Below are 15,609 nucleotides of genomic sequence, written 5' to 3'. Positions count from 1 at the left end.
AATGAAGGTAAGAAATTGTAGTGCGGTACTAATTTTTTTGCTTTCGATCCATTTGATGATGGGGCAGAGTAAAATTGAAACTTCAAAAAAAGAGCTCACCGAAAAAGAAGGTGTTCATTATAGCAATGGCACCACAACGGTTAGCTCTGGTAGGAGTTCTGCAAAGCCAGATGATTCAGTAATTGATAATCTTTTTGTAGAAGTTGTGACAGCTGTTTTTTATTATACCGCATGGAGCGTGGTAAAATACGGCATTATTGGGGACTATAAGCATGAAAAGCATTTACTGAATACGCTTACTGCTTACCCTTATCATTTGGGCAATGAAGGTGATTATTCGGGAAAAGACCGTTACAGTAAAACCAATTTTAGGATTGACCTAGAAGATTCGTTCCTGTACAACAGTAATACGTTGTATGGGAATCATTTTAAAGCAAAAATACGACCAACTGAATTGTTTTATTTTCAAGCCGACGCTCGTAATTTATTCGAAAAGGATCCAATCAATCAAAGGAATTATAATTTGTTTTTGGCAGATCTTGCTGTTTGTTATGACCGCATTCGCTTTGAGAAATTTAATTTTGGATGGAAGCTAGGAGTAAGCTACGTCGGGAATGAAGTGCATACCTTTGGTGTTGCCGCTGGTTTGAATGCCAATTATTTCATGACGAATAAAATAAGTTTTTCAGGGAGTACGAGATGGAGTGCCATTAATGGAAAATCACTGAGCTCGTATGAGTTGGATGCCAAATACCATAAGAAAAATGGCGTATTCAATTTTGGCTATGAACATTTGAAAATAGGAACGCCAACCTATGATTTTGTCAAATTTGGTGCTGGAATATATTTTTAGGTCTAATTTTTGTAATAAGTGATAGAAAAAGGCAGGAAAGGCATTAATACTTTCAGTAAATGAGAAACAATAGATATATTTTTTGGTTGATTACTAGTTTATTCTTTGCAATAGTTGGGTGTACATCTGACAGTGAGAATCAAACTAAACTTATAAAAAATGTTGTAGAAACGTCAGATAGTGGTACCGTGCAAACGACCAACTATACCTACAACGGAACACAGTTGATGGCGATCGAAAGCCCAGATACCTTAAAAGAATTTACTTATGATTCGGGCTATATTACTGCAATTGTAACGACTGATAAAGTAAAAAACGAAAAATCACTTGTGAATTATACCTATGAGTCTGGTTTTTTAAAGCGTGTCGAACTTGGAGGTTCTTATTATATCACTTATACTCAAAATGCAGATAATACTGTTTCATATCAAAAAATGGATACCAAAGCATATCCTCTAGAAACGAAAATCTATCATGGGACTCTGAAATTAAAAGATGGAAATATGTTGAGTGAAGAGCGAATTTTGGATAATAGTGCAGGAGTAATTTCAAAATACACTGTGAGTTATGAATACGATTCAAAAACCAATCCGCTTCATAATATTGAGGGCTACGATAAATTGTGGGATCATGAAGGAATCATTTCGAATAATAATTATTTGATTAGTACTGTTGAAACAACCGTAGAGAGTAATGGTCAGATCATATCTTCGGCTACCTATTATAAAAACAATTTTAAGTACGATAAAGCCAGTTATCCCGTTGAAAAAAATTCGCTGATGAGTATACCACATAAAGGGATTTCTATTAGTTTGAACACGGTTTATAATTACTAATGTTTATTTAAATCAATCGTTGTTTTGGGCGAAAAACAAGAAATTAAAAAAAAAGCAAAGTCCACAATATTTTTAAAAATAATGTGGACTTGCTAGTTTTTAATAAGGGTATGAAAGCTTTTTATTTCTTTTGTATTTCAATCTTTTGCTACTTTTTCAGCTTTTGTGACTGCTGTTTTATTTTCCAATTGTTTTGCAGTTTTTTCAACTTGTTTTAGTTCTTTTTTGATTTCTTTTTTCCCTCCTTTGATAGGGTCAGTTTTTGCATTTACTATTGCTGTTGCACCTAGAACTAACATTGCTAATAAGAGTACTTTTTTCATGTGATTGTTTTTTAATAATTAAATAATAACGTTTTTTTTATTTTGTTAAGTCAAAGATAGGAGTGCTAAATGAAGTTAAAATGAAGTTTAAAGCACCTTTAGATTTTTTTAATTCACCTAGATAATTTCTTCATATTCTTCAGGATAATTATTTTTTATGTGTGCATCTGATCTTTTAATGTGCTCGTTTATTTTAGCTTGAAGTACTTTTAATTCTGTTTGCAGTTTTTGCCCTTCATTGATTAATAGCTGTCTTTCTTTCGAAACTTCTAATTTGACTTTTGCAGTTTCTTTTTGTTTTAATATGGCTAAGTTATTTTCCATTCTTTTAACCGCAGTATTATTCTTTTTAACTTCTGGTTGTACGATAGTGTATACATCTGAGGTGGCAAGGTAATCATGCGCTACATTAATTTCGGCGTTCGCAACCACTTCTTTCAAGGTGCTTTCAGAGATGATTTTATTGCTATTAAAATCGGTAGAGATTTGTTCCAAAGCTGCAATTGCATTGTCTAGATTTACTTTGTACAAGCCACCGTCCCCTTTGCTTTCTTGTTTTATAGCCTGTATACCAAGTTGTATGTTTTGTGCTACTTCTTTGTAGTTTTTGGCTTCGAGCTGCTTGATAGCCTCGGAAAAATGAGCATCAGATGGGTTTGGGATATCATTGATAACACTTTCTTCTTCAATTTTTTCTACTACATTTTCTGCTTCTTTATCATGATGTCTTTTTTGACAACTGTTAAGGCAAAGGGATGAAACTAAGATAGCTCCAGCAAGGATTCTTTTTGAATTTTTCATACTATTTTTTTTAGTAAATTCTGTGTTTTTTATCTTCTGCCGCCGTGCCCGCTGCCACCAAAACTGTGTCCTCCACGAAAGCCAATACTCCTATATGTGGGATGCCCAATGTATCTTCCAGCAAATGAATTACTTCTATCGAAATTGAAGTAGTTGTTTTGAATTCTAAAATTTTGTCCATATCCTAAAGAACCGCGGTGTGCTCTGTAAATATTTTGAGAAACAGTAACTCTAAGGCGTGGAGCATGATAATAATGTGAGCGATAATTGTTGCCCCCACTATAAAACTGTGTATACATTTTTGGGCGCCACATGTTGTACCCGAAAGGTAAATTATACCAACTGTATGGAGAGTTCCAAATGGAATAATAAGGATTGTATAGGTATTGTACCAAAGGCCATTCCCAAACATTGTACCCAACTTGGTTAGCAATTTGATTGGAATAAGTATTTTGTGTGTCAGTACTAGCTACCATCGGCCCATCGTAAGGGGAAGGTTCAATAATTGTATTGGCAGGATACAAATCAGGGTCGCCTATGATTTGGACATTAGCTTCATTGTTAGATGATTTTTCAACATTAATAGTTGCGATGTCCTGAATGTTATTTTTACTAATGCTTGTGCTAAGTACGAGTACATGAGCATTATTTTCTTTAATATCGTTTACAGCTATATAATCTGTTTGCCCATCTTTATTTAAATCCAAATTGTTAACGTTGTTATCTTCATGATTAAGTGAGCGTTCAAATTGTTGTACCGTTTTTGCTTTTTTAAAAAGAGCCAATGCTCCTTCAAGACTAAAGTTTTGTCCAGGAGTTTGTAGTTGGGGTGTACCTTGTGCGACAACCGAAACTAATGGGAATAACAATGCTATTGGGATTATTTTTAGGCTAGAAAAGGCGCTAAAGTATTTTGCTGTTTGAATTGCTTTTGTTTTCATTTTTGTAGCGATTAAAAGTCGTTTTCTAGTTCAAATGTACCAATCAAATATGAAGTCAAAATGAAGATTAAAAGTTAATAGAAAAGCCAGGCAAGCATTTTGCTGGCTTTTCTATCAAGTAAATCTTGTAGTTAAATTGGATTAATTCAACTATGATTTTGGGGTTGCTACTTTTTTCTCTTTTTTCACTCTTTTAACCTTTTTAACAGGTTTGTTTTTAGAGTGAGTTTTGGTAACAACTTCTTTCAAATGCGTAACATTGCTAGACATTGTTTTTGCATCTACCATCACTGATGTTCCAAGAACACAGATTGCTAGAATCAATAAATTTTTCATGATTATTACATTTTGAATTAATAAATAACAGTTTGTTATTTTGATATTTCAAAGATATATAGGGAAGATGAAGACAAAATGAAGTTATGTATCCGAATTGATTTTTTTATTTTCGAAAAAGAAAAGTAAAAGTGCTGCCTTCATGAAGTATAGATTGGACCTGGATTTCGATGTTGTGTAAATTTGCGATACTGGCTGCAATTGCCAAACCAAGTCCTTGACCTTCTTGATCGATATTGATCTTGATGAAACGATCAAAAATATTTTTTGTTTGTTCGGTAGTCATTCCGATACCAGAGTCTTGAATTGAAATGGAATAGATACCATCATTCATATTGTCGTACAACCGAATAATGTCTTGGGGAGTAGTGAATTTCAAAGCATTAATAATAATGTTGTAAAAGAGAATATGGATCAAGGCTTTATTGCCTTTAAATTGATAATCATGTGTCAAATTATTGATAATGGTGATTTGTTTTATTTCAATTTGATCCTCTAAGTCCGTGGTGATATCGGCAATCTGTGATTTGAGTTGTAGCCTTTCAAAAGTAGAATATTGATTATTTTCAATACGTGAAAGCAGTAGTAAGTTGTTGATAATTCTTTTTAAGTTGTTTAAATTTTTTAAAGAAAGAGCCACTTTGTCCATGGCTTCATCATTTAATGATGGGTTGTTGAGTAAATTTTCAAATCTATTTTTAAGGATAGAAATAGGGGTTAGTAGTTCGTGTGAAACATTGGCAATAAATTGTTTCTCATTTTTAAATTGACCTTGAATCCGATGCATCATACTGTTTAGTCCTTCGTCTAGTGCAATAAAATCGGTGGTGCTTGAATTTGTGGTTGTAAAGTCAAAGGTTTCAGGTTGGTTTTCTTTACTGATTTTTGTATCTATTAATTTTTGAAAAGGTTTTAAAAGATAATTTACAAAAATAGTTTGAGCAAAATGATTCAAAACTAGCGTGACTACCATAAATAATAATAAGAAATAGTGCAAGCTAGTGATGAGCTCATCTATTTCTTCAATGTTTTTACCTATTTCAAGTATGTAATGTGCTTTATTATAAGTGAAATCGTGGTATAGTACCCTGAAAGTAAAAGTTTTGTGGTCTAGAATACGATCTTCATCTACAAAATTGTCTGGAGTTGAAGTAGTGGATTTTGATTGATAAAATTGTAGAAACTCGCTGTGCAGTGTAGTGAAATTGGCGAATATTTCATCAGAATCCTTTCGTTCTATGAAATCTTGGATGTCTATGTTGTCAACATTTTTACTGTTAATGTCTTTTTTGAACAAATCACGTTTTTCAAGACTGGTCTTCTCGATATTCTTGTAAATTACATGTTTGACGATAGCAGGAATAGTAAACCAGAAAACTAACAAAAACAACAGTCGGAGAAACATACTACCTAATGCGATTTTGTTTTTTAATTTCATATCTAATTTTATTATCGGGACTTTTTTTAGCTTTTTATATCTAAAAAAGATTAAACATTAATTCGATATCCTACATTTCTTACGGTTTCAAACCATTTTAAATCAGCATGCTTATCTAGTTTTTTGCGTAAATTTCGAACATGAACATCAATAAAGTTGGAATCTGAATTTATTTCCAATATATCTCCCCAAACATGTTCTGTCAATTGCATACGAGTTACCACTCTATTTTTATTAAGTGAAAGGTACTGAAAAATATCAAATTCTTTTTTTGTCAAGGCTATTTGATTATCATTATAATTTACTTTGTAATCTTGTAACTGAATTTTAAAACCGTGTATCTCTAGTTCATTGGCTACAAAACCGTGCATGCGTCGGATCACTGCGTATAGGCGAGCACCTAGTTCTGCCAAAGCAAAAGGTTTTGTAAGGTAGTCATCAGCACCAAGATCCAAACCTTTTATTTTGTCATCTAGTTCACCACGGGCAGTGATAACTATGACTGCCATTTTTAATTTTGCTTTTCGAATGGAAGTAAGTACGTCAAAGCCGCTACCATCCGGAAGCCCCAAGTCAAGAAGTATAGCATCATAATCATTTACGGCTGACTCTTCAATAGCATCCTTGCAGGTAGACACCGCTTTACACAAATAGCCATTTTGGGTTAAATATTCATTGATTTCTACGGCTAATTCTCGAGTGTCTTCTACTAAAAGGATATTCATGGTTTTATAATTTTTTTCAAGTCTTCGAAAAGATCAGATTAAGAAGCTCTATCAGACAAATTTATAATTTAATCTAGAACGTTTCATTTATTATTTTATTTCTAAATTCGAATCTTGTAAGGTAATCATATTGTACTTTTATTTTTAGCTAGTCCTTACTGTTTGTTGTTTTAACTGCAAAACAAAAACAAAATGGAAACTACCTTTGTAGTAAACAATCTTTAGTTTTTGTCAATCAATTGCAAAAAATAACCTGTATCGTCAAATTGTAAATCAAAGAAATAGGTGTTGTCTGTTATTCCAACTTCATAGGTAGTCTTATTTTGACTGTCGATTATTTTTACCGCTTCAGTACTTTTAAAGGTCCCATAATTTTTAGCAATATATTTTGTGATGGCCGCTTTTAAACCACTTAAGGAAAGTGCTTCTTCAATTAATTCAAAATGACCTGCTTGGTCATAATGTACTGCTACTTCACGGTTTTCGACTTTAAATTTTGCAATATAAGTTAGTTGTTGGTTGTTATGTCCTTCAAAGTCAGAACTCCAAACTACATTTTTATGAGGGTATGCTTGTTCAAAAGCATTTGATACCTCAATAGGTACTTCTACCACATGCTGCTTTTGAACCTGACCTATTACCAAATTAATGGTCAATAAAGTAAAAAGTAGTGTTAGATTTTTCATGAGGTAGAGCTTTTAGAATTGAGTTTTTAATTATCCTACAAATCTTGAGTTGATTTTTCGTTCATGATTTGTCCAGCATCATTTAATTGAAGTGTTATTTTTTGTTTTGCATTGGTAAGAATAACAAAAAAGCAGTCGGTATCATTGAATTGTTTGTCAAGCATAAATAGGTCTGAGTCGCTTGCAGCATTATCATTAAAATAGAGAACTGATTTTATTTTATAATCACTGTATTTGTTAGTGATACTGTTTTGTGTAGCCAGTGGTAGATCAGATAATTTTTTTGCAGTTGTGGTACCTATCAATTTGGAATCGTTGTCATAGTAAGCCGTTAAAGTTTGACCATTTTGGTTGAATTTGGCACAGGTATAATAAGTATCTGCTGACCAATCTGCATTTGATACCGATTTAAAATCTTCCTTAAACTGTAGTTTTGTGTCGGGATTTACTTCTATAGTTTTCAAATAACGTATTTCGTTTTTCAAATTCAGTTTTTCAACTTTAATCTTTTTTTCTTGATCTGTTAAAAGTGCAATGTCATTACTAGCGCAACTTTTTTGTAATTGTAATTCTTTTTCTTGTTTGTTCAATTGTGTAATGCCATTTTGAGCAACTTTAATTTCTGCTATTTGTGCTTGAGCAAAAGTTCCAATGATTAACATTGATGCTACTAGAGTGATTTTAGTTTTCATAATTTTGAATATTAAGAGTGTTGTTATTTATTTTAACATGTCAAAAGTATGCTGCATAAATGAAGATTAAATGAAGATTGTTCGATTGACCAATAATATTATTTAGAAAAATACTATGATGTAGCAAAAGTTTAAGATGTATTTTTGTAACAAAAAAAGATAGAATGGATTTCCGACTTCAAATTCCGATAAAAAAAAGTAATATCCCAATTGATTATACTTCAAAGATAGTTTCGATAGGCTCCTGTTTTGCTGTAAACATGGCAGAGAAATTAGACTATTTCAAATTTCAAAACGGATGTAACCCGTTCGGCATTATTTTCAATCCCGTTTCAATTTCGATTTTGATCGAAAGGGCAGTAGGTAGAAGATTTTTTTTCGAAAGTGATTTGTTTTTTTATAATGATTTATGGCATTGTTTTGAAGTCCATTCCGAACTTTCGAACCCAAATAAAGAAGCTTTTTTGATAGAACTTAATCATTTGGTCGAAAAGATGCATCTCGAACTAAGGGAAGCCACTCATTTTCAAATAACCTACGGAACTTCATGGGTATATCGTTTTCTCGAAACTGATCAAACCGTTGCCAATTGTCATAAAGTACCTCAAAAGGAGTTTTCGAAAGAAATACTTTCGATAAAAACCATTCAAAATGCGATTGATACTACTGTTTGTTTGGTGCAATCGATCAACCCGCAAATCAAAATTACGTTTACGGTTTCGCCAGTGCGCCACATCAAGGACGGTTATGTAGAGAATACGTTAAGTAAAGCTCACTTAATAAGTGCTATCCATGAGGTTATAAAAAATGATGCTATGTGCAGTTATTTTCCGTCCTTTGAAATCATGATGGACGAGTTGCGCGATTATCGTTTTTATGCTAATGATATGCTTCATCCGAGCGATTTGGCAATCGATTTTATTTGGCAACGTTTTCAACAAATCACCATTTCGGAGTCAGTATATCCTGTGATGGAGACCGTTGATGCCATTCAGAAAAGTCTGAAACACAAACCGTTTAATCAAGAATCTGAAAGTCACCAAAAGTTTAAGATAAAATTACAAGATAAAATCGATAATTTAGCCTCAAAATATCCTCAAATACAATTTTAATGGGACCTACAGAAAAAACAAAAACATCTGTCTTTACAGAAATAAGAAAATGGTTTATACTTGCGCTTATTGCTTTAGTACTGTTTTTTGGGTATAAATACTTTACCAAAAAAGACGAAACGTCTACAGTAGAATATGATACTGCTTTAATTGAACAACAAATCAAAAATGTTGGTAAGCTAGTGGTTACCGAAGGTCATTTTGCTGAGGTTTTGACGTACAAAGACAACAAGAAATATCTAGGGAATTTAATTGCTTTCGAAAAAAAAGCCTTAGTAATTGTCAATGCAGATGTTACAGTCGGTTTTGATTTGAGCTTGGTGAAATATGATATTGATTCGATTAACAAAGTGGTTAATATTATAAGTATTCCCAAAGAAGAAATCAAAATCAGTACCGACCTGAAATATTATGACACCGAGTCCAGCAGAATGAACGAATTTACAGGAGAGGATTATAATAAAATAGCCAAAATAGCCAAAGTAAACATTGCCAAAAAAATAGCCAATTCTCCGTTGAAGAAGAACGCTAAAAATCGCTTAATATCTGAATTGTCTAAGTTGCTAATTGTAACTAAGACTATGGGGTGGAAATTACAATACAACGGTGAAGAAATGGATAAGGAAACCGATTTGGGTCTAAAAATAAAAGGATAGTTTTTCAGGTTGTATGTAAAATACAAAAGCTGCAACTTGTATAGATTGCAGCTTTTTTATTTTATTTGAAAGTCAAAAATTACTCGATTTCAAATAATAAGAGTTGTGATTTTTGCTGATCAGAGAAATTGTTGTCTGATACAAAAAGTAGTGATTGTTTGCCGTTTGCCAACTTAGGACCAAAAGTGACTCCTTCGATATTATCTGTAAAAATCCCTAAATCGTCCATATTCAAAACTAACTTTTTTGTTGCCAGTTTAATTTTTTCGTTTTTCAAACTAGTTTCTCCCGTAACATTGGTAGCTTTTGTCAAGTCACACAAATAAACCTTTATAGTACAGGCTTGTCTACCTACAGAATAAGAGCGTTCTACAACCAAAAGTTGGTTTTTTCTATAATATTGAATAGATGAAACGCCATTTACAGCAAAACTATTTTTCGGGTTTGGTTCATGTTCGATAGGGTCGAGTAGGTAGCCATATTGAGCCGTATTCTTTTTTGATTTCACATCAAATTGATATATTCTAATCAAACCACCGGCTGTTGTAGTGGCCTTGTTGCCATCCTCATACAAGGGTTCTTCAACGTTTGCGTAGAGGGTACTATAATTTTTATCGAATGTGATTCCTTCCAAAACACCATTGCTTCGAGGTCCTTTTTCGATTTTTTGCATCTCCAAATTGCTAGGTAAATTATAACTAGAAAGGTAGGAACCATCCAAGTTTGCATTTTGAATCGCTGGATCTTGAATCACAGAGAAATCTTTTGCAACTACGCGAGCACCTTCGCTACTCCAAACTACCGTTTTTGTTTTTGGGTTATAACGCAACTCTTCGGGGTCAATTGAACTGTTTGGCACCTTTTCCCAATTGCCATAACTTTCTCCTTTTTCGTTTTTTAAAGTAACGACATCTTTAAAGGTGATTCCTTCAATCTGGTTTGATGGCATCGAAATCGAAGCCGTGTAAAAACGAGCATCGTTGTAGGTTGATCTGTCATCACAAACAAAATAATATTGATCTTTTGTAGCATCATAATCAATGCTCGACAAGCCACCAACAACTGTATTTTTAAATTCTGTGTTAAACGGAATTTCGATTGAATTAATGTATTTCAAAGTTGGGGTAGTGGTAGCCGTATTTACATTTTTAACGCTAGTACAAGCAATAAAACTGAAAGGCAATAGTGACAGAAAAAATAATTTGCGCATGAGTTATTATTTATTTTTTAAGATTGTTGTTTTGTGCTGCTTCTCTAAAATAATTGATTTTGTAGTGAAACATGTCCGCCATATTCTTTGCTCGAAATTTAGCTTCATCGGCAATAGGGCCTTGAAAAAGTGTATCAACTGTTTCGGTGAAAATTGCCATCCATTCATTAAAATGTTCTTTTTCGACAGGCAAATGTTTGTGAGGTGGAAACGGACTCCCAGAGTAGGAGTGTACTTCGAGTAAAATAGTCTGCCAAAAACCATACATTTTTTCTAAATGTTCGGGCCAGCGATCTCTTATTTTATCATTAAAGATTGGTCCAATCAATTCGTCTTTTTGCACTTTGGCGTAAAAAGTATTGACCAATAGTTTTATATCGTCTAGTGTTTTTATATCTGTTAAATGATTCATTATTATTTTTAATAAGTTTTTTTATTATGTCAATTTTAGTTTTTAAAATTACCCAATCAACTGCGTGAACAATTCAGGTAACTCATTCAGGTATTTGTATTCAAAACCTTTGGAGGACATATTTGCTTTGACAGATTCAATATCGTCTCTATTTTTTAATTCCAATCCAACCACTACCGACCCTACTTCGCGATTGGTCTTTTTATTGTATTGAAAATAAGTGATATCATCATTTGGGCCTAAAATGTCATTCACAAACTCTTTCAGTGCACCAGGGCGTTGTGGAAACTGAATCAAAAAGTAATGCATTAATCCTTGGTAGAGTAGGGAGCGCTCTTTGATTTCGGCCGTACGTTCAATGTCATTATTACTTCCGCTTACCACACAAACCACAGTTTTGCCTTTGATTTTTTCTTTATAAAATTCCAAAGCGGCGATAGTCAAAGCGCCAGCAGGTTCTACAACCATGGCTTCTTCGTTGTACAATCTCAAAATAGTAGTGCAAACCTTGCCTTCAGGAACAAGTATAATGTCGGTTAGGTTTTCTTTACAAATCTCAAATGTTTGCTGTCCCACTTGTTTCACCGCTGCACCATCAACAAATTTGTCAATAGTTTGCAAGACTGTATTTTTACCTAATGCAATAGAGTTTTTCATGGCAGGCGCACCAAGAGGCTCAACGCCTATAATTTGGGTGCTCGGGCTTAGTTGCTTAAAAACAGTCGAAACCCCTGCAGCCAATCCTCCACCGCCAATGGGAACGAACAAAAAGTCGATAGGGTCTTTAAAAACATCTAGAATCTCGAGACCCACGGTTCCTTGCCCCGCGATCACTTTTGTATCGTCAAAAGGGTGAATGAATATTTTATTGTTTTTGGTGGCGTCTTCCATTGCTGCAGCAAAGGCATCATCAAACGTATCACCAATCAATACAATTTCGACAAACGATTTCCCGAATAATTGCACTTGTTTAATTTTTTGCTTTGGCGTTGTGCTTGGCATGTAGATAGTACCCATTATTTGCAATAGGTGGCAGGAATACGCTACACCTTGAGCATGATTACCCGCGCTCGCACATACAATCGCCTGCGACTTTTCAGCCGGGGTCAAACTGCTTATTTTATTGTACGCACCTCTTATTTTGTACGAGCGTACAATTTGTAAATCCTCCCGTTTGAGTAAAATCTTCGCATCAAATTCATCTGATAGGTTGAGGTTTTGTTGGAGTGGCGTACTAGGTACAACATTCTTTAATTGCAGTTGAGCGGCTTGTATTTCGTTGTACAAATTCATTGTATTCGATTTTGAATAAAAAAAAACCTCTCAAAACGAGAGGTTAACTATAGGTTGTCTCAGTAATGCTTACAAACAATATTGCAAAACAATCTTACGTTTACAATGCAAGTTGTAGTAGTTATTGATATCATCATGTTAATCTAAGATGCAAAAATAAACATTATAGTAGCAATTAGACTAATGTATGGCTATTTTTTCTCGATAATAGGAGGAAATTGAGCAATAATTTTCGCCACAAATTCATTGATTTGTTGCTCTTTTTTTGATCTGTTTTCGGTCAAAGAGCCAATTCCTTCACCTTCCCAAATTAATTCTTTTTTCTCAGCATCGATTAAGTCAATATATAAGGTACCTTCTGTACATGAATTTACGAATGAATTTCCTCCACCCATGAAATAAGGGTTCCATCCCCAACCCCAACCGTAACCAAATCCCATATTAAATTGGTTTACATTCAAGCGTTCTCTCTCTTTGGTCAAAATATTAACCAACATGTCTGGATTTTCGCTTTTTGTATATCCTTTTTTTGTCATTGCATCGTCAATGGCTCTAAGGATACGTTTTTTATCCAGTTCAGAAACCTGTACTTTATCGACTCCATTTTTATGGAAGGCATAGGTTTTGTATTTTGTAAAGTCTACTCTGGAGTCATAATCGGCGTTTACACGTATGTTTGCGCACGAACTCAAAATCAGAATCAAAAATAGCGGGAGTAATTTAAGAGTTTTCATAATAAAAATGTTTTTAGGTATTAATCTGAATTTTAACTAGTTGTGGTATTTTTTAATGATTCAAAAATCGTACCAATCAAAATTTTCACTTTCTAATAGTGCCTGTTTTTTTGTCAAAACCATAGGGGCAGTGCCTACAGCCATTTTTGCAACAATAGCCTCTTTTAAGATGGTGTTTTTCGGTTAGACATTTATATCCTTCGGGTGTATAATAAAAATCTTCCCCTTCAATCAATTTATTTTCTTTACTTTGGTCGTTCATTGTCTCAATTTGGCGCTAGTGCCATAACGGTCTAATAAACAAAATTATAAATTAATAAGCAATGTTTTTTGTTGTTACCAAATATTTAACGCCTAGAGGTTTCCGTGGTTTAACGGTCTACCCGTTTGTGTTTATGAGGTATGCTTCCGATAAAATAAATCTGGTTTTCGTCAACCACGAAAAAATTCACCTCAAACAACAATTGGAATTGTTTATTTTGCCTTTCTTTATTTGGTACCTTCTCGAGTATCTATTACGCTTGGTGCAGTACAAAAATGCGTTTTTAGCCTACAAAAATATTAGTTTTGAGCGAGAAGCCTACGCTAATGAATCTGATTTAGACTATTTAAATCGTCGAAAATTATATAGTTTTTTATCCTACTTTCGACCAAAATCTAGTTAATCATTTGGACTGTCGATAGCTATCGGGACTTCGTAATTCCGAAACTTCGAGATGGGTCAGACTGTCCGTTCCTGCTTTTTTTATTTGCTGCGGCGGATGGAAAAGAGCTCCACCAGTATTTTTTACACTTACACATCATGATTTAGTTTTCTAAAGGGAGTATACTTTTAAAAAAAATTGAGTTATATACCAATAAAACTTTCCTTTTGTGCGTTTAGGTGATACCTTTGTGAAAACAACTTTACTTTTGAATCAATCCATAAATATAGCGTTCCCAAACAATATTTCCGTTTCCATCAAACGTGATGATCTGATTCACCCTTTTGTTTCGGGGAATAAATTCCGGAAACTGAAATACAATCTCCTCCAAGCTAAAGAAGAAAATGCAAAAACACTTTTGACTTTTGGTGGGGCTTATTCAAACCATATTGCTGCAGTTGCATTTGCCGGAAAAGAACATGGCTTTAAAACTATTGGTGTCATTCGTGGCGAAGAATTAGCTAGTAAAATTGAAGAAAATCCTACCTTGAAATTTGCTCAGGAATGTGGTATGCAGTTCGAATTTGTGTCAAGAGAACTATACCGACTCAAGGATGATCCTGATTTTGTAACTGATTTAAAACAGAAATGGGGAGAAATGTATCTCATACCTGAGGGCGGAACAAATTCATTGGCCATCAAAGGTTGCGAAGAAATTCTAGACGAGTCGGACACCGAATTTAATTATGTTTGTTGCGCTGTGGGCACCGGAGGAACCATCTCAGGATTGATTAATAGTACTGGTGATCATCAAAAAATTTTAGGTTTTCCTGCCTTGAAAGGCGATTTTTTACAAAATGAAATTAGTACTTTTGTAAAGAATAAAAATTGGGAGCTTATCTTGGACTATCATTTTGGTGGTTATGGCAAAGTAATACCTGAATTAGTGGATTTTATCAATGATTTTTACCTAGAAACTAAAATTCCGTTAGATCCTATTTATACTGCCAAAATGGTTTTTGGAATCATAGATTTGATCGAAAAAAACTATTTTCCTGAAAATTCAAAAATCCTCCTCATACACACAGGCGGACTACAAGGCGTTGCGGGAATGAATGCTAAACTGAAAAATAAAAAATTACCTTTAATACAAATTCATGATTAAGAAAATCGTTTTAGTCCTTTCGTTAGTGGCTTTCGTAAGTTGCCATTCTTCAAAATCGACAACGTCATCTTCCAAAAATAGTAGAAGCAATTCTAGCTCCAATTCAATGTCACGTAATGAAGTTGTAAATGCCTATGTTAATCAATTTAAATGGGTAGCGATGACCAATATGAAAAAACACGGAATTCCTGCTAGTATTATTTTAGCGCAAGGTATTTTAGAATCGGGCGCGGGTAGAAGTGAATTGTCTGAAACCGCTAATAACCATTTCGGAATCAAATGCCATTCGACTTGGCTTGGTGAAACAGTGTATCACGATGATGATAAAAGCCAAGAGTGTTTTAGAAAATATAGAAATGCAGCCGATTCATATGAAGATCATGCTGCTTTTTTGACCAGTGGAAGTCGCTACGCTAGTTTATTCGATTTAAGAAAAGACGATTACGAAGCTTGGGCAAAAGGACTTCGAGCTGCAGGATATGCGACTGATCCAAGATACCCAAACAAATTAATTTCGTATATAGAAACCTATGATTTGGCTCAATATGATGCTCAAGTTTTAGGCAAAAACTATAAACCTAGCTCAAATAGTAGCTCCAAAAAAGGGAGTACACATGAGGTAGAAAAAGGAGATACGTTGTACTCGATATCCAAAAAGTATAATTTATCCGTTGATGATTTGATGCGAAAGAATAACCTCTCGGATAATACGATTTCAATAGGACAGCAATTAAAAATAAAATAAAATAACT

Annotated in this window: 19 protein-coding genes; 6 read left to right on the top strand and 13 right to left on the bottom strand. The window is 33.8% G+C overall.

The features are described 5' to 3' along the window. Position 1: 1 nt before the first annotated feature. Together FFWV33_RS00550 and FFWV33_RS00545 are read left to right on the top strand one after the other, a co-directional pair. Positions 2 to 853: a hypothetical protein gene (locus FFWV33_RS00550; RefSeq protein WP_159085951.1), complete on the top strand. Its 852-nt coding sequence runs from the start codon at positions 2 to 4 to the stop codon at positions 851 to 853. 59 nt (positions 854 to 912) lie between these two features. Continuing rightward, on the top strand, positions 913 to 1,689 hold the full coding sequence (locus tag FFWV33_RS00545) for a hypothetical protein (protein ID WP_108739081.1): 777 nt from the start codon (positions 913 to 915) through the stop codon (positions 1,687 to 1,689). A gap of 137 nt (positions 1,690 to 1,826) precedes the next feature. Here FFWV33_RS00545 and FFWV33_RS00540 read toward each other — a convergent pair whose 3' ends face one another. From FFWV33_RS00540 to FFWV33_RS00505, 8 genes are all read right to left on the bottom strand, one after another. Continuing rightward, positions 1,827 to 2,012 (bottom strand): hypothetical protein, encoded by a 186-nt coding sequence (locus tag FFWV33_RS00540; protein WP_108739080.1) that lies wholly within the window; start codon positions 2,010 to 2,012, stop codon positions 1,827 to 1,829. A 117-nt stretch (positions 2,013 to 2,129) separates the two neighbouring features. Continuing rightward, the gene (locus FFWV33_RS00535) at positions 2,130 to 2,813 is read right to left on the bottom strand and encodes a hypothetical protein (protein WP_108739079.1); all 684 of its coding nucleotides are present in this window, start codon (positions 2,811 to 2,813) and stop codon (positions 2,130 to 2,132) included. Between the two features lie 29 nt (positions 2,814 to 2,842). Further along, positions 2,843 to 3,754 (bottom strand): hypothetical protein, encoded by a 912-nt coding sequence (locus tag FFWV33_RS00530; RefSeq protein WP_108739078.1) that lies wholly within the window; start codon positions 3,752 to 3,754, stop codon positions 2,843 to 2,845. Positions 3,755 to 3,904: 150 nt separating this feature from the next. Continuing rightward, positions 3,905 to 4,090: a hypothetical protein gene (locus FFWV33_RS00525; protein WP_108739077.1), complete on the bottom strand. Its 186-nt coding sequence runs from the start codon at positions 4,088 to 4,090 to the stop codon at positions 3,905 to 3,907. A gap of 106 nt (positions 4,091 to 4,196) precedes the next feature. Continuing rightward, positions 4,197 to 5,528, bottom strand: coding sequence for a sensor histidine kinase (locus tag FFWV33_RS00520; protein ID WP_108739076.1), 1,332 nt, complete (start codon positions 5,526 to 5,528; stop codon positions 4,197 to 4,199). 50 nt (positions 5,529 to 5,578) lie between these two features. Next, complete coding sequence (locus FFWV33_RS00515) at positions 5,579 to 6,253, bottom strand: response regulator transcription factor (protein WP_108739075.1); 675 nt, start codon at positions 6,251 to 6,253, stop codon at positions 5,579 to 5,581. A gap of 221 nt (positions 6,254 to 6,474) precedes the next feature. After that, a complete protein-coding gene (locus FFWV33_RS00510; RefSeq protein ID WP_108739074.1) occupies positions 6,475 to 6,939 on the bottom strand; it encodes a PepSY-like domain-containing protein in 465 nt (154 codons plus the stop codon). A 35-nt stretch (positions 6,940 to 6,974) separates the two neighbouring features. Continuing rightward, positions 6,975 to 7,631 (bottom strand): hypothetical protein, encoded by a 657-nt coding sequence (locus FFWV33_RS00505; RefSeq protein ID WP_108739073.1) that lies wholly within the window; start codon positions 7,629 to 7,631, stop codon positions 6,975 to 6,977. 164 nt (positions 7,632 to 7,795) lie between these two features. Here FFWV33_RS00505 and FFWV33_RS00500 point away from each other — a divergent pair, with 164 nt between their 5' ends. Beyond that, positions 7,796 to 8,743 (top strand): GSCFA domain-containing protein, encoded by a 948-nt coding sequence (locus tag FFWV33_RS00500; protein ID WP_108739072.1) that lies wholly within the window; start codon positions 7,796 to 7,798, stop codon positions 8,741 to 8,743. Next, complete coding sequence (locus FFWV33_RS00495) at positions 8,743 to 9,399, top strand: DUF4230 domain-containing protein (RefSeq protein WP_108739071.1); 657 nt, start codon at positions 8,743 to 8,745, stop codon at positions 9,397 to 9,399. The genes FFWV33_RS00500 and FFWV33_RS00495 overlap by 1 nt, the downstream gene beginning before the upstream one ends. Before the next feature lie 79 nt (positions 9,400 to 9,478). Here the strand turns inward: FFWV33_RS00495 and FFWV33_RS00490 are convergent, their stop codons facing one another. The 5 genes from FFWV33_RS00490 to FFWV33_RS19265 all read right to left on the bottom strand — a co-directional run bounded on the left by FFWV33_RS00490 (position 9,479) and on the right by FFWV33_RS19265 (position 13,310). Further along, positions 9,479 to 10,609, bottom strand: a complete 1,131-nt coding sequence (locus tag FFWV33_RS00490) for an esterase-like activity of phytase family protein (RefSeq protein WP_108739070.1) — start codon at positions 10,607 to 10,609, stop codon at positions 9,479 to 9,481. 10 nt (positions 10,610 to 10,619) lie between these two features. Continuing rightward, positions 10,620 to 11,021 carry a group III truncated hemoglobin gene (locus FFWV33_RS00485; protein WP_108739069.1) on the bottom strand — a complete coding sequence of 134 codons (402 nt, stop codon included), beginning with the start codon at positions 11,019 to 11,021 and terminating at the stop codon, positions 10,620 to 10,622. A gap of 48 nt (positions 11,022 to 11,069) precedes the next feature. Next, the gene (gene ilvA / locus FFWV33_RS00480) at positions 11,070 to 12,314 is read right to left on the bottom strand and encodes a threonine ammonia-lyase IlvA (protein ID WP_108739068.1); all 1,245 of its coding nucleotides are present in this window, start codon (positions 12,312 to 12,314) and stop codon (positions 11,070 to 11,072) included. A gap of 191 nt (positions 12,315 to 12,505) precedes the next feature. Then, on the bottom strand, positions 12,506 to 13,048 hold the full coding sequence (locus FFWV33_RS00475; protein ID WP_108739067.1) for a DUF4136 domain-containing protein: 543 nt from the start codon (positions 13,046 to 13,048) through the stop codon (positions 12,506 to 12,508). A gap of 85 nt (positions 13,049 to 13,133) precedes the next feature. Further along, entirely contained in the window at positions 13,134 to 13,310 is a 177-nt protein-coding gene (locus tag FFWV33_RS19265; RefSeq protein WP_159085950.1) for a C1orf53 family protein, read from the bottom strand. A 650-nt stretch (positions 13,311 to 13,960) separates the two neighbouring features. Here FFWV33_RS19265 and FFWV33_RS00465 point away from each other — a divergent pair. Next, positions 13,961 to 14,857: a 1-aminocyclopropane-1-carboxylate deaminase/D-cysteine desulfhydrase gene (locus FFWV33_RS00465; protein WP_108742415.1), complete on the top strand. Its 897-nt coding sequence runs from the start codon at positions 13,961 to 13,963 to the stop codon at positions 14,855 to 14,857. Next, positions 14,850 to 15,602, top strand: coding sequence for a glucosaminidase domain-containing protein (locus tag FFWV33_RS00460; RefSeq protein ID WP_108739065.1), 753 nt, complete (start codon positions 14,850 to 14,852; stop codon positions 15,600 to 15,602). The genes FFWV33_RS00465 and FFWV33_RS00460 overlap by 8 nt, the downstream gene beginning before the upstream one ends. Positions 15,603 to 15,609: the final 7 nt, after the last annotated feature.

Source organism: Flavobacterium faecale, from assembly GCF_003076455.1.
Classification (GTDB): Bacteria; Bacteroidota; Bacteroidia; order Flavobacteriales; family Flavobacteriaceae; genus Flavobacterium; species Flavobacterium faecale.
This window is presented reverse-complemented; position numbering and strand designations above follow the sequence as displayed.